The sequence below is a fragment of the Faecalibacterium hattorii genome (assembly GCF_003287455.1).
Taxonomy (GTDB): domain Bacteria; phylum Bacillota; class Clostridia; order Oscillospirales; family Ruminococcaceae; genus Faecalibacterium; species Faecalibacterium hattorii.
The window spans coordinates 36,368-50,511 of sequence record NZ_PRLC01000004.1; the positions used below are offsets into that span (position 1 = coordinate 36,368).

At 59.2% G+C, this 14,144-nt stretch carries 12 protein-coding genes and 1 tRNA gene; 3 read left to right on the forward strand and 10 right to left on the reverse strand.

From position 1 onward, the window contains the following. Nucleotides 1-252 precede the first annotated feature (252 nt). From bilR to C4N23_RS03805, 3 genes are read right to left on the reverse strand one after another with little or no spacing between them, the layout of a single operon-like run. Nucleotides 253-2,178, reverse strand: coding sequence for a bilirubin reductase, long form (gene bilR / locus C4N23_RS03795; RefSeq protein WP_112144162.1), 1,926 nt, complete (start codon nucleotides 2,176-2,178; stop codon nucleotides 253-255). 30 nt (nucleotides 2,179-2,208) lie between these two features. After that, nucleotides 2,209-2,964 carry an alpha/beta hydrolase family protein gene (locus C4N23_RS03800; protein ID WP_055189225.1) on the reverse strand — a complete coding sequence of 252 codons (756 nt, stop codon included), beginning with the start codon at nucleotides 2,962-2,964 and terminating at the stop codon, nucleotides 2,209-2,211. A 3-nt stretch (nucleotides 2,965-2,967) separates the two neighbouring features. Beyond that, a complete protein-coding gene (locus C4N23_RS03805) occupies nucleotides 2,968-4,356 on the reverse strand; it encodes an MFS transporter (protein WP_055189227.1) in 1,389 nt (462 codons plus the stop codon). 214 nt (nucleotides 4,357-4,570) lie between these two features. On the opposite strand from C4N23_RS03805, the gene C4N23_RS03810 reads away from it, so the two are divergent. After that, entirely contained in the window at nucleotides 4,571-5,401 is an 831-nt protein-coding gene (locus tag C4N23_RS03810) for a helix-turn-helix domain-containing protein (RefSeq protein ID WP_242983714.1), read from the forward strand. Nucleotides 5,402-5,431: 30 nt separating this feature from the next. Here C4N23_RS03810 and pyk read toward each other — a convergent pair whose 3' ends face one another. After that, entirely contained in the window at nucleotides 5,432-6,385 is a 954-nt protein-coding gene (gene pyk, locus C4N23_RS03815; protein WP_112144166.1) for a pyruvate kinase, read from the reverse strand. Between the two features lie 114 nt (nucleotides 6,386-6,499). On the opposite strand from pyk, the gene C4N23_RS13960 reads away from it, so the two are divergent. After that, nucleotides 6,500-6,691, forward strand: coding sequence for a hypothetical protein (locus C4N23_RS13960; RefSeq protein WP_181567066.1), 192 nt, complete (start codon nucleotides 6,500-6,502; stop codon nucleotides 6,689-6,691). Nucleotides 6,692-7,523: 832 nt separating this feature from the next. Beyond that, on the forward strand, nucleotides 7,524-7,712 hold the full coding sequence (locus tag C4N23_RS03825; protein WP_112144172.1) for an antitoxin VbhA family protein: 189 nt from the start codon (nucleotides 7,524-7,526) through the stop codon (nucleotides 7,710-7,712). 505 nt (nucleotides 7,713-8,217) lie between these two features. On the opposite strand, the gene C4N23_RS03830 is transcribed toward C4N23_RS03825, so the two are convergent. From C4N23_RS03830 to C4N23_RS03855, 6 genes are all read right to left on the reverse strand, one after another. Then, nucleotides 8,218-8,290 (reverse strand) — tRNA-Ala (locus tag C4N23_RS03830). A 216-nt stretch (nucleotides 8,291-8,506) separates the two neighbouring features. Next, on the reverse strand, nucleotides 8,507-10,327 hold the full coding sequence (glmS, locus tag C4N23_RS03835) for a glutamine--fructose-6-phosphate transaminase (isomerizing) (protein ID WP_112144174.1): 1,821 nt from the start codon (nucleotides 10,325-10,327) through the stop codon (nucleotides 8,507-8,509). 387 nt (nucleotides 10,328-10,714) lie between these two features. Continuing rightward, nucleotides 10,715-11,263, reverse strand: a complete 549-nt coding sequence (locus C4N23_RS03840) for a hypothetical protein (RefSeq protein ID WP_112144176.1) — start codon at nucleotides 11,261-11,263, stop codon at nucleotides 10,715-10,717. Further along, nucleotides 11,260-12,117 carry a DUF5685 family protein gene (locus C4N23_RS03845; protein WP_242983715.1) on the reverse strand — a complete coding sequence of 286 codons (858 nt, stop codon included), beginning with the start codon at nucleotides 12,115-12,117 and terminating at the stop codon, nucleotides 11,260-11,262. Before C4N23_RS03845 ends, C4N23_RS03840 begins: the two co-directional genes overlap by 4 nt. Before the next feature lie 192 nt (nucleotides 12,118-12,309). Next, complete coding sequence (locus tag C4N23_RS03850; protein WP_112144182.1) at nucleotides 12,310-13,506, reverse strand: THUMP domain-containing class I SAM-dependent RNA methyltransferase; 1,197 nt, start codon at nucleotides 13,504-13,506, stop codon at nucleotides 12,310-12,312. Between the two features lie 14 nt (nucleotides 13,507-13,520). Beyond that, nucleotides 13,521-14,069, reverse strand: coding sequence for a S1 RNA-binding domain-containing protein (locus tag C4N23_RS03855; protein ID WP_112144184.1), 549 nt, complete (start codon nucleotides 14,067-14,069; stop codon nucleotides 13,521-13,523). Between the last annotated feature and the right edge of the window lie 75 nt (nucleotides 14,070-14,144).

Sequence of the window (14,144 nt, forward strand, 5' to 3'; positions counted from 1 at the left end):
GATATCTTCCCCCGGAGCGGGTGGAAGTCTTTCCTCAAAGGGAGAGCCAAGAGCACTGCCGAAAGTCTCCTCATGATGCCTAATACTTTAGCAATGGGCTTTAAACCTTGGCTACCCCTTCGGGAGAGCGGACACGGGAGCGCCTGAGAGGGCGAGGCAAAACCCCGACGGCTTTGCCTGAGAGGGTAAAAAAAAGTGGGTCAGAAGCGCCCACAGGCGTTTCTGACCCACAAATAGAACGATATTTTTGTTTTACAGCTGGCAGGCGGTATCGTAGCCGGTGCGGATGGCGTTGGAGATATCCGCAGCCTTGCCGGCGGCATCGCCAATGGAATACACCGGGATGCTGGCAGCTTCCAGCGCAGCAGCGTCAAATTCGTTGGAGCGTGCGCCCATAGCCAGCACGATGTAATCGCAGGGGATGGTCACCTCTGCGCCGTCCTTGTTCTCGCAGACGACGGCGTCCATGCGGAACTCCTTGACCTTGTGGCTGGGGTACTGCTCCACGCCGTAGGTCTTATAGTTTTCCAGCAGGGTGGGCAGAATGGTGGTGCTCTCGCCTGCGGCGATCTTGTCCATCATCTCGATAACGGACACCTTGCAGCCGCGGGCAGCCAGATACTCTGCGGTCTCGCAGCCCACCATGCCGCCGCCGATGACGGCAACCGTGCCGTACACCTGCTGCTCACCGGCCAGAACCTTCCATGCATCGGCCACGTTCACGCTGTCGATGCCGGGGATGCGGGGTGCGGCGCTGTGTGCGCCCACAGCGTTGATGACGGCCTCGAAACCGGCATCCTTCAGCTGCTCTGCGGTGCGGGTCTGACCCATGCACAGGTGCACACCGGCGTTGCAGACCGCGTGGATCAGGTCCTGTGCGGCGCGGCGCATCTCCTCCTTGCGGGGAGGTACGCAGGCAATGTTCAGCTGGCCGCCCAGAGTGGTGGTCTTTTCAAACAGGGTCACGTCATGGCCGCGCAGCGCTGCCACACGGGCGGCTTCCAGACCGGCAGGGCCGCCGCCGAGGACGGCGATCTTCTTTTTCTGCGCTGCGGGCTGGATGCTGCGGGTGTTCTCGTAGCCGTTCTCCGCGTTCAGCACGCAGGAGAGGAACTGACGGTTCTGGATGGCATCGGTGCAGCCCTTGTTGCAGCTGATGCAGCGGCGGATATCGCAAGCCTTCCCGGCAGCGATCTTGGTGCCCCAGTCGGGGTCTGCCAGCAGCGGGCGACCCATGGCAACCATGTCGGCCATGCCGCTCTCGATGACACGCGCAGCCATTTCGGCATCCACGATACGACCCACGGCGCTGACCGGCACATTGACGGCCTTTTTGATGTCCCCGGCGATTTTGACGAAGAAGCCGTAGGGCTGTACGCCCATGGGAGGAATGGTGTCGGCCATGTTGCCGGTGTGGTTGGCCTGTGCAACGTGGAACATATCCACGCCGTCCTCTACCAGCCACTGGGCAAACTGCACGGCGTCGGCTTCGTCAATGCCGCCCTTGCCGCGCTGCGGGGTGACGATGGACAGCTTGTAGTCGATGACCATATCCGGCACAGCCTTGCGGATGGCGCGGGTCAGCATGCGGGCAAAGCGGACGCGGTTCTCCAGACTGCCGCCGAACTTATCGGTGCGGTGGTTCATGCGGGTGGAGCACAGGCAGCCGTTCAGGCGGTCGCCGTGGATCTGGATGACGTCCACACCGGCCTTCTGTGCACGCACTGCGCAGGCGCACATCTTATCGATGATGGCCATCAGCATCTCCTCGCTGACCTCATCGGTGAAGAACATCATGTCGTGATGCAGGCGCTGACGCATCTCATCAAACTTTTTCTGCATAAACAGACTGTTGATGGCGTCTACGTCGTACTCCGGGTGGAAGAGCTGGACGCCCAGCTTGGTGCCGTAGGCGTGTACGCTGTCGGCCAGTGCCTTGAAGGCAGGGATCTGGCTGTCGTCAAACAGCTTGGGGGTGGGAGAAAAGCTGTTGATGGGTGCCACATCGCCCATAACGATGTAGCCCACGCCGCCCTTTGCCAGACGGGTGTAGAAGCCCATGTCCTGCTCACTGATCATGCCGTTTTTCTCGTAGCCGGTGGTCAGCGGGGGGAACATGATGCGGTTTTTAAAGGTCTGTCCGCCCACCTCGATGGGCTGCAGAAGCACGTTTTGCATATAAAAGCCTCCTTGCAGATATGCTTTGCTTTACAGATTTGCTTTGATGAATGCTGCGGTCTTTTCCTCCACGGCGGCACGGGCTGCCAGCGTGGCAAAGTTGTGGCCGCCGCCTGCAATGGTGTCCACCTCGGGTGCGGTGTACACCTGTGCGTAACGGTTGCAGGTGCCCTCGTCCACCAGACGGTCATCATCGGCGCGCAGCAGCAGCACCGGGCCGTTGTAGCCCTTGGCCTCGGTAAAGGGGTCGGGGTGCTTGGCCATCTCGTAGTTAAAGGCCATCTTGTAGCACAGACCCTCCATGTCGGTGTAGTCCTTGCCGGTCTGCACAACGCCGTCGGCGCGCTGTGCGCAGCCAAACCACATCCCGGCGCCCGGGCACAGCAAAATCAGGCCGTGGGGCTGGATGACCGGTGCGCAGGAGGCGGCAATGTAGCCGCCCATGCTCTGGCCGGAGAGGAACAGCTTTTCGCTGTCCACATAGGGCTGCTCAGCGGCCCATGCAAAGATATCCTGTGCATCGGTGTGCAGGCCGTCGAAGCTCATATCCTCAAACTCGCCGTCGCTCTCGCCGTTGCCGTAGAAATCGAACCGGGCGCTGCCGATGCCCTGCGCTGCCAGAGCGCGGGACAGGTGGGTGTACATGGACTTGTAGCCGCTGCAGCTGCCGGCAAAGCCGTGCAGATGCACCACAAAGGGTACCTTGCCCTCGGTGTCGGGCAGGGTCACGATGCCGCGCAGGGTGTGGCCATTGCGGTTTTTAAACTGAACCTGTAAGATCTTCATGGTTTACTTGCTCTCCTTTGCGGCGCGGCGAGCCTTCAGCTCGGTCAGCATCTCAGCAGTCTTCTGCTTGGTCAGGGGGTAGACGAAGAACAGGATGGCAACTGCAATGCCGTAGCCAAGGAAGTAGACGCCGGTGTAGCTCTTCCAGATAGCGTTTACAACGCCAGCGGTCTGCACAGCGCCAGCGGTAACGTTGTAGCCGATGGCACCCAGCACAAAGCTGGACAGGCTGCCGGAAATGGCGCTTGCAAGCTTGCGGAAGAAGGAGTAGGTGGAGTAAACGATGCCCTCGTTGCGCTCGCCGGTCTGCAGCTCGTGGTAGTCGATGGCGTCGTTGACCATAGCCCAGATCAGCACCTGCATGCCGGAAGCACCCAGATAGCAGATACCGTTGATGACGATGAAGGCCACAGGGTTGTGGACGGGGAAGAAGAACAGGATGCCGAACACGATGGCGGCAAAGCCAGCGCCCATGCAGCACCACTCCTTCTTGCCGAACTTGTTGGCCAGAGGCTGGGTGATGGCAAAGGACAGCACAGCGTACAGCACGCTCAGCATACCGGAGACAGCCTGAATTTTAACGTTGCCGAAGAAGTCCTTATACAGGTAGGTGTTCAGACCGTTGACCACGGAAGCACCGATCATGCCGGTCAGGCTGAAGAACATAACGCCCAGCAGAGCCTTATTGTGAGAGATCTCCTTGAGCACATGCAGGTAGTTCAGCTTTTCGCCCTGCGGACGCTCAGGCACTTCCACGCGCTCCTTGCACCATACGCAGGTGATCTGCAGGCACAGCAGACCCAGCATAGCGCAGATGCAGGCCAGCATCAGGAAGCGGCCAGCCACGGGCTTGTTGTCCACATACAGGAACAGGGGGCCGATCATGACCATAACGGTCATGAAGATGGTGCCGCCAAGGCTGCGGTAGCGGGACAGTGCGGTGCGCTGGCTGACATCATCGGTCATCACGCTGGACAGAGTACCGAAGGGCACGTTGACGCAGGTGTACAGCGCCTCGTACAGAACGTAGGTGACGAACATGTAGGCCAGACGCAGGCCGTAGTTGATATTGCCTACATTGACAAAGCCAAGTACGCACAGCACTGCCATGGGGAAGGAGAAGGCGCGGATCCACGGGATGAACTTGCCGCCCTTGGTGGCCTTGCGGGAGTCCACCATGGCGCCGATGATGGGGTCATTCACGGCGTCCCAGATCTTGGTGATCAGCAGCAGGATACCCACGTGGAAGGGGTTGACCTGCAGGATCAGGGTGTAGAAGATCGACAGATACATGGCGCGGTACTGCTCGGTGAAGCAGCAGCCCAGATCGCCCAGTGTATAACCGATCTTGTCCTTCATGGAGAAGGGTCGGATGGTCTTTTTCTGGTCCATTGTGTTTTATCCTCCTTAAAAACAGTGAAACCACGAGACTTTTCGCACAAGTCTCTTTTCTACGTTTTCATTATACGTTAATTTTTCATCAATACATATCCAAAAAATGATTGAAAACTATCGCAAATTGATGTATTATGCAATTATAACAGTTGTACTTTTCTGTTGTGTACAACAATCTGTTACACATGACAGTTTCATGGAGGACTTTTTGGTGAATTATACAGCCAAGCGTTATCTTTTTAAGCAGAGCGCCGTCCGGGAATTTTATTCCGGCGCGTATTATGATTTGTTTCTGGTCATGCGGGGCAGCGGTGTGTTCCGGTGCAGCGAGGTGGTGCTGCCCGCACAGCAGCAGAATCTCATCATCTTCAAGCCCGGTCAGGGCGGCAGACTGGAATACGCCGGTGCTTACGGCCCGCTGGAACTTATTCGGGTGCAGCTGTCCCCCCAGACGCTGGCGCAGCTTTCGGACGCAGATACCGACCTTGAAAAAAGCTTCAACGTGGTGCCCTTCCGGCAGGTAGCTGTGCGCCCGGACAGCCAGATCTATATGCTGCTGAAAAACCTTGCCCGGAAGCTGCTGATGCTCCCGCAGGAGCGCACCCAGTTCGGTGCAGCGGTGTTCGAGCACGGTATTTTGCAAATGTTTGTGGTGCTGGCTCTGCGTGCCTGCATCCATGCGGAGTTCCACACCGCATTGGTCAGCCGCCACCACCTGATGCTGGACGAGGTGTTTTTGTTTATTCAGGCGCACCTTACCGAGGAACTGACGCTGGAGCGGCTGGAAAAGGAGTTTTTCGTCTCCCGGGAACATATTGCCCGGGAATTCAAACGCCAGACCGGGCAGACGGTGCACCGCTATATCGTAAAGGCGCGGTTAGACCGCTGCTGCACCCTCATCGAGCAGGGGCTGCCCATCACCGAGGTGTACAAGACCAGCGGCTTTGGCGGTTACAACCACTTTTTCCGCGCCTTCAAAAAGGAGTACGGCATGACCCCCAAGGAGTACTTCCACACCACCCGGCAGGACGCCCGGGGATGAATCCGGCAAAAGCAGCGCCGTCTGCGCCTGTCACATCGCCGTGCGGGCGGTGCGCACCAGATACTCCATGGCCTGCACCGGATACTGCCCGGCGGCGGTCTCGCCGGTGAGCATCAGGCTGGATGCGCCGTCCAGTACGGCATTGTAGATGTCGCTCACCTCGGCGCGGGTGGGTACAGCCCGGGTGTGCATGCTGTCCAGCATCTGGGTCACCACCATAAAGGGCACCCCGGCTGCCCGGCAGGCGGCAGAAAGCTGTTTCTGGCAGCGGGGCAGCTCCCACAGGGGCATCGCGTTGCCAAGGTCGCCCCGGGCAATGACCACCTCGTCCACCAGCGGCAAAAACTCCGGCAGCGCCTGCACGCCCGCAAGGTTTTCAATTTTGGCAAGGATCTTCAGCTGCGGCGCACCGGCCTCTGCCAGCGCCTGCCGCAGGCTGCGGATATCCTCAGCGCCGCGCACAAAGGGCAGCATGACCCCCGTAACGCCGCAATTGGCGGCGATGGCAAGGTTCTCCTTGTCCTCGGCGGTCAGGGTGGGCATCTGGATATCCGCCCCCGGTGCGGCCAGACTTTTGCGGCTTTGTAGCACCCCGCCCCGCACTACGGTGCACACGAGTGCTTCCGGCTCTGCGGTGTCCACCCGTGCCAGCAGCTTGCCGTCATCCAGCAGCAGCGTCTGCCCGGGCTGCACGCTGTGCACCAGCGCGGCAGGGCAGTGGATACCCTGCGCGCCCAGACGCACGGTCTGCCCGGCGGTCAGGGACAGCGGCTGCGGCAGACGACCAATGCGCAATTCCGGCCCCTGCAAATCAATGAGCAGCTTTTTGACCCCGGCTTTGCGCAGCAGCGCCAGCCAGTCCTTGTGCACTGCCAGTGGGCCATGAGAAAGGTTCATGCGGATGCCGGTCATGCCGGCTTCCACCATCTGCTGCAAAAGCTTTACATCGGCACAGGCAGGGCCGATGGTTCCGTAAAAATCCATAATTCCTCCTGCAATTCGCGTTTTTTTCTATTGTAGCATAACCGTGCAGCAAAAGATAGCCCGGCGGCGCATAAAAAACACCGGAAGCTGATGCAAAGCCTCCGGTGTCTTTTTATGATGCCTTACGGGGTTTACTGCAATACTTTGCACCGCCTGCGTTCAGTACAAAGCTTACAGCTCCCTCTATTTTTATATGAAATCTCGATCACCCTGAACGCCAGCTTCAACCAAGTGGAACAGCTCAAGGCTGTGTCAACCTACGATGGTGCGGAAATTTTTGAAGAAATTTCCGAGAAGGGGGCATAAAAGCGATGTGCTTACCCGCAGAACTCTGCAAAACGCAAAGAAAGAAGCGTGAAACCAATGGATTTTCAAAAAATATATTGATGCCCCCGCCCGGTTCGCATCCGACTTCAGGGTTCGGAGCCCGCGCACTAAGCAACAGCGACGAGTTGCGTTAGCTGATTTTTCCGCAGCCCCTTGACGGGGCTTTGAAAAATCAGAACGCGGCCCCAACAGCTCCTCCCTGTTTCAGCCACTGGCTGCGGTCGTCGCCGTTGCACTGGGCTGATTGCTTGACCTGCCTACGGCAGGGCCGTGCTGTTCGAATCCCTCTAGGTCCCAAAGCCAGCGCGTGACTTATGTGTATACAAAAGAAAAGCAGCAGCGTTAAAATTACGCTGCTGCTAAAAGTGGACCTAGAGGGATTCGAACCCTTGACCTCTCGGATGCGAACCGAACGCTCTCCCAACAGTCTCGCTTTTGTGCACACCTTATGCACCATGAGAAAAGAAAAATCAACGTGTATTCGTTCATATAAAAGGTGCAGCCATGCTGGCGGCCTTTCTTGGTCGCAAGTATGGTCTCCACGCCGTTGATTTTCAAGGTGAAGCAATTTGGGGCGTAATATGGTTGGCGTACAAGTGAGCTACAGGCCCTTGAGATGGTACTCACATGGGGTTCAGATGTATCACATCCTAATTTGCAATAAAATACGATGTACCGTAAAAGCGCAACTTCAACTTTGAATGAATGGAAGCTGCGCTTTTTACATTTGACAACAAGTTGTAGATTGACAATAGGACTCATACACGATAAACTTTATATAGTATCATGTAAATCAGAAGGAGGCCAAACCATGAGCGTCAAGTACACTACCCCTGCCCAGCACAAGAGCAACCTCCGCAATGTGTATGGCACCTTTTCCATTGAGGGAATGACCATCAGCAAAGATACACGCAGCAACCTTGATCGCATTGGCAACGGTCAAGCCAGCTATCAACAGGTCGTGAATGAACTGCGCGCAAAGTACGCAAAGAAGGGCTGATTATGTTCTCAAAGTATGATGTCTACACCACAGTACAGTCCATGTACTGCTACCCGGATATTAACTGGGGCAACACGGACCGGGAAACTTTGATCAACGCTGCAATTGCTGCTGTAGATGATGATATGGCGTTCTGTGATGTTCTAAGACAGTGCGTTGAAACGAAAAACTAGCAAAAAACGCCCTGCCGGGACACGGCAGCAGCAGCGTCCCCGGTAGACATTCCTACTGGTCGGGACCCGCGCACGAAGCAACAGCGACGAGTTGCGTTAGCTGATTTTTCCGCAACCCCTTGGCGGGGCTTTGAAAAATCAGAACGCGGCCCCAACAGCTCCTCCCTGTTTCAGCCACTGGCTGCGGTCGTCGCCGTTGCACTGGGCTGATTGCTTGCCCTGCCTGCGGCAGGGCCGTGCTGTTCGAATCCCTCTAGGTCCCAAAGCCAGCGCGTGACTTATGTGTATACAAAAGAAAAGCAGCAGCGTTAAAATTACGCTGCTGCTAAAAGTGGACCTAGAGGGATTCGAACCCTTGACCTCTCGGATGCGAACCGAACGCTCTCCCAACTGAGCTATAGGCCCATATTGATGAATGTATGTCGGATGACTTGATTAGTTTACCTCTTTTTTCCGAGTTTGTCAAGCATCTGGCTGGGAAGTTTCAAAAAGCAGCACTTCTGCTTCCGTGGCATCCCCGAAAATTTTTCTTTCTTGACGTCGCCCTCGGCTGAGGCAAACGCAGACATGCAAACAGCGCCCGGAAGGTTTTGCCGCCTTCCGGGCGCTGTATTCTTATCCTTATTCCACGGTCACGCTCTTGGCAAGGTTGCGGGGCTTATCGACGTCGCAGCCGCGCAGGACCGCCATATAGTAGGCAAAGAGCTGCAGCGGCACGATGAGCTGCAGCGGCATGAGCAGGTCGTCGTAGTCATCCAGCCGCACCACATAATCCGCCACACCCTCCGGCACTACGGCATCCTTCGTCGTGAAGAGCAGGACCTTTGCGCCCCGGCTCTTGGTCTCCTTGGCGTTGGAGATGGTCTTTTCGTAGACCTGCTTCTGGGTCGCCAGCGCGATGACCGGCACCCCCTCGGTGATGAGGCTGATGGTGCCGTGCTTGAGTTCTCCGGCGGCGTAGGCGTCCGAGTGGACGTAGCTGATCTCCTTCAGCTTCAGGCTGCCCTCCAGCGAGAGGGAGTAATCGAACCCGCGCCCGATGAAGAAGCAGCTCTGGGTGTTGACGAACCGGCTGGCGAGGTACTTGATCTGCTCACAGTCGGCCAGACGGGGCTTGATGACCTCGCTGGCGCGGAGCAGCTCGGCGGTCAGGCGGCGGATCTCAGCTTCCGTCTGCTCCCCGCGGGCCAGCGCCAGCCGGAAGGCAAACAGGTAAAGCACGCACATCTGCACCGTGTAGGCCTTGGTGGATGCCACAGCGATCTCCGGCCCCGCATAGGTGTAGAGCACATGATCCGCCGCGCGGGCGATGGAGCTGCCCACTACGTTAACGATGGCCAGCACCGGCACGCCCCGGCTCTTGGCCAGCTTGAGGGCGGCCAGCGTGTCGCTGGTCTCGCCGGACTGGCTGATGATGATGACCAGATCGTTGGGCCGCAGGATCGGGTTCCGGTAGCGGAACTCGCTGGCGATGTCCACCTCGGCGGGGACACGGGCCAGCGCTTCGATGGCCGCCTTGCCCACCATGCCCGCGTGCATGGCGGTGCCGCAGGCGACCAGATGGATGGTGCCGATGCCCCGCAGCACCTCGTCCGACAATTCCGGAATGCGCAGATCCGGCAGACCGTTCTCCACGCGGGGGCTGACCGTCGCCGTGATCGCGGCGGGCTGCTCGTTGATCTCCTTGAGCATAAAGTGCGGGTAGCCGCCCTTTTCAGCCGCTTCCATGTCCCAGTCGGCGGTCAGCACTTCCCGCTCCACCGGCTCGGCGAACTCGTTGTAGAATTGGATGCTCCCAGCGGTCACCACGGCCAGATCGCCCTCTTCGAGGACGCTGTACTTCCGAGTATACTTCAGCAGAGCCGGGATATCCGACGCCACAAAGTTTTCGCCCTCGCCCCAGCCGACGATGAGGGGACTCTCCCGCTTGACGGCAAAGACGGTATCGGGGAAATCCTTGAACAGCACGGCCAGCGCGTAGCTGCCCCGCACCATGCCCAGCGCTTCGTGAAGCGCTTTCAGCGGTTCGCCCTCATAGCAGTTGTCGATGAGTTTGACGAGCACTTCCGTATCCGTCTCACTCTCGAAGGTGTAGCCCTTCGCTATGAGCCGCTCTTTCAGGATGCCGTAATTTTCAATGATGCCGTTGTGGACGATGCTCACCCGCGGGGTAGAGTGGGGGTGGCTGTTCACGTCGCTGGGCTCGCCATGGGTGGCCCAGCGGGTGTGCCCGATGCCGCAGCGGCTTTCGGCCAGCGCCTGAAGCTCCAGCTTTTTCCGCAGCTCGGCAAGGCGGCCCTTGCTCTTGACCACCCGGATGCCGCCCTCCAGCGCCAAAGCGACGCCGGCGGAGTCATACCCGCGGTATTCCAGCTTCTCCAAGCCGTCCAGCAGAACATTCTGCGCGTTGCGCTTGCCCACATAACCAACAATGCCACACATACAAAATACCTCCAGACCGACAGCCCGGCGCAGAATGCGCACAGTGCGGCTGTCAGCTTTCCTAGTTCATTTTATGTTTTTGTATGGCTTTCGTTCAAGGGGATCTGTTGCGGTATCACTGCCGTTTTTTGCCCCTCTTTGCGGCTGGTATAGCCCATTCAACCGGAGAAACATCCGCCGAAACTTTCGATGATTCCTCTCCTCGTCACCCTCGCGGCTGTCACCCGCGTGGCCCGGCGCTTGGCGTCAACGAAAAGCAGCATTCCTTCTTTCAAGCAAATTCAACTCCCCCAGCCGCGGCTATGCCGCGTCAGCCCCCTCTGAGAGGGGGCCTTAAAAGCCTCCCTCTCAGAGGGAGGTGGCATTGCCCAGCAATGACGGAAGGAGTTACTTCCCCAGCATCTTATGCAGCTTCGGCTGCCAGACGAGGCGGTAGAGCTGCAATAAATTATGGATCGCGCGGTCATACAGCAAAAAAGCCACATTGCCCATGGCCAGCGTCGCCAGCGAGACCGCCAGCGCCGTGGTGCGCAGCTCCTGCGAGATGCTGCCCGCCGGGACCAGCAGCAGCACCAGCCCGTACATGGCCAGCACGGCCCCGTTGCAGAGCAGCAGCTTGCACGTCTCCCGCAGGAGCTTGGGGCGGATGCGCTCCAGCTTCGGTTTGACCAGCGGATAGTATCCCAGCAGGAAGACGAAGACGAGGGCCACTTCCTTGTCCGGCACGAAGAGCAGACTGAGCAGACTCACCGCGCCGTAGGCCGTCAGCGCCATCTTCATCCCGCACTCCATACAGACCGTCGCGATCAGCAGACTTGCCACGGCGGGCGCGATGAACATCAGCACCGGCACCACTGCCCCCAGCAGCATCAGCGCCACGCAAAGGGCCGCTGCCATGCCGCAGTAGGCCATAGCCCAGCTCTTGCGGCCCTTCACGGCAGCTCCCAGCGCACCGGCTGGTTCTCGGCGTCCAGCGGATCGACCGCGTGGCGCAGACCGAGGATCATGATGTTGTCGATGAGCGATTTGTTCAACTTTACATCTAACATACTGTAGGCACGGACAAGGTCGTTTGCTGCGGCCAGCGCCTGACGCCGCGCATTTTCCAGCGCCTCTTCCTTTCCGTTGATGCCGTTGACCAGAAAGACGTTGTAGCGGCCCACCTTGCGGTCGTCCTCCACGCGGGCAGCCTTTTCCAGCAGATAGAACACCCGGCCGATGCAGCTGCCGATGTAGCGCATACTCTTGCGCTGGCTGGGGTCATCGGTGGCGAGGGTGGAGTAGAGCGCGCCGTAGATGTTGCTCATAGGTTCGGCGGCGACGGTGTAGTTGTTGGCATTCAGGTTCATCTGGACCACCGCCTGCTCCTGTTCCTGCCCGAACAAGCGTTCCAGCGCAGGATTTTCCTTGACCGCCTTTTCATAAGCTCCGCGCAGAAGGGCGCGGTCCACGGCGCGGCGCAGCCGGCCCCGAAGGGGCAGCTCGTCCCACCGGCGGTCCTGCAGTTTATGCCACCCCAGCATGACTTCCACCTGTGCCGCCAGCCGGATGCCCTGCGTCTGGCACATCATCTGCTTACGGCAGAGGTTGCCGGGCAGCCGCTGGGCCTTGCAGGTGGCGGGGCGGCCCGCCAAGCTGTCCGCCAAGAGGGCGAACAGAACGCCATTGTGCTGCTGCAGCCGGCACGAGTAGAGCCCGTAGCTCCGGTACATCTGCCAGCGCACCCCCCGCAGATACCATAAATAGGTATTGTAATCGCGGATGGTAAGCTCCGGAAGATAGGGTCTCATGCGTCCTTCCATTGCCGTTCTCCCTTTCCCGCAGCCAAAGTGCTGCACATTCTTACAGTGGTACAAGTATACCCTTTTTCGTCACTTTATTCAACTGACGAATTGTAAAAGATTCGCCTCCCGTCCGCCCCGGAAAAACAGCAGCCGCACCAAACTTTTCGGTCCAGTGCGGCTGTAAAGTATTACTTTTGCTTATTTTTTCTCAAAATGGGTGCGCTTGCCGTCGAAGCCCTGCTTGGGCATGGGCTTTGCCTTGTGCTCAAACTTGGGGGCCTCGTAGTACATATACAGCTGGCAGGGGATCATGCCGTTGTACATCTTGCGGCGCTTGTTGGCCCGCTTGCCGTAGTGGCTCTCGAACTCCATATCGGCGGTGATGGCATACACGCCCGCGCAGGGGTGTGCCTCCATCTGGCGGCCCAGCGTCCGGGCCAGCTTGGCGGCACCTTCGATGGTGCTCATCCGCTCGCCGTAGGGAGGATTCGTCAGGACGATGGCTTCGGCTTTTGCCTCGAAGTCCGACACATCCGCCACCTCGAAGTGGCAGCGCTTTTCCACACCGGCCAGCTTGGCGTTGGCGTTGGCCAGCGCCACGGCGGCGGGGTCGATGTCATAGCCAAAGGCTTCGAAGCCCACATCCAGCTTGGACTCGGCCAGCGCCTTCTGGCGCTGCTGGGCCCAGATGGCCGCCGGAACGAAGCTGTAGCGCTCGGCGGCGAAGCGGCGCTTCAGGCCGGGGGCGATGTTCATGGCTTTCTGGGCTGCTTCGATCAGCAATGTGCCGCTGCCGCAGAAGGGGTCTTCCACAAGGCTGTCGCGGCGGACCCGGCCAAGGTCGGCGATGGTAGCCGCCAGCGTCTCCCGGATGGGGGCCTCCATGGCATTGCGCCGGTAGCCGCGCTTGTGCAGCCCGCCGCCGGTGGTATCCAGCATGATCTCGCAGACATTTTTCCGCAGCATGAAGCGGATCTTATACTCCGCGCCGGTCTCCGGCAGAACGGAGGTGTGGTGCTTGGTCATCAGCCGCTTGACCACGGCCTTTTTGATGATGCTCTGGCACGCGGGCACGCTGGTGAGCTGGCTGTTCAGGGACGAACCGGTGACCGGGAAGGCCGCATCTGCGGGCAGGAACTCCTCCCACGGGATTGCATACACGCCGTCGAACAGTTCATCGAAGGTGGAAGCCGGGTAGGTGTTGAGCAGCAGCATCACCCGCTCCACCGTGCGCAGGTTCAGGTTCGCCGCTGCGATCATCTCCGGCCCGCCGGAAAAGGTCAGGCGACCGTCGCTGACCCGGATATTTTCCGCGCCGATGCGGCGCAGCTCAAAGTTCGCCGTCGCCTCGCAGCCAAAGAAGCAGGGCGCGATCAGTTCAAATTTTGCAGACATTCTTGGGTTTCCTTTCAGCGGCCGCGGCGGGAGCGCGGTGCATAACCGCCGCCGCGGCGGTTGTTGGTCTCGTGGTCGAGGTCGGCCATCTTCTCTTCGCTCTGGCTCTTGAAGCGGCTCATCATATCCTCAAAGCTCAGGTTGTCGCTCTTGGCCGGGGCCTTGGGCTGCCACACGCGGGGAGCTGCCTCACGGGCCGGGCCGCGCCCACCTTCCCGCGGGGGGCGTCCACCCCGCTGTCCGCCAAAATGGCCGCCCTCGCGGGGGCCGTTCGGGCGTGCGCCGCCGGGGCGGGGGCCGCGGTCACGGCCAGCCGGACGCAGCGGGGGCGGCAGCAGCCGCTTGATGGACAGCGCAATTTTGCCGTCCGGTGCCACATTGATGACCTGCACCTTCACGGTATCGCCGTCGTGCAGAACGGTTGCGATGTCCTGCACATATTCATTGGACACTTCGGAAATGTGGACCATGCCCACCCGGCCCTCCGGCAGCGCAACAAAAGCGCCGAAAGGCTTTACGCCGGTGACACGGCCTTCAAATACGTTCCCTACCTCAATCGCCAAAACTCAATACTCCTTGCTCTCTTTTTTGGTGGCTGCCCCGGTGTTGGCCGCAAAGCCGCCCGGAGCCGTCCGGCC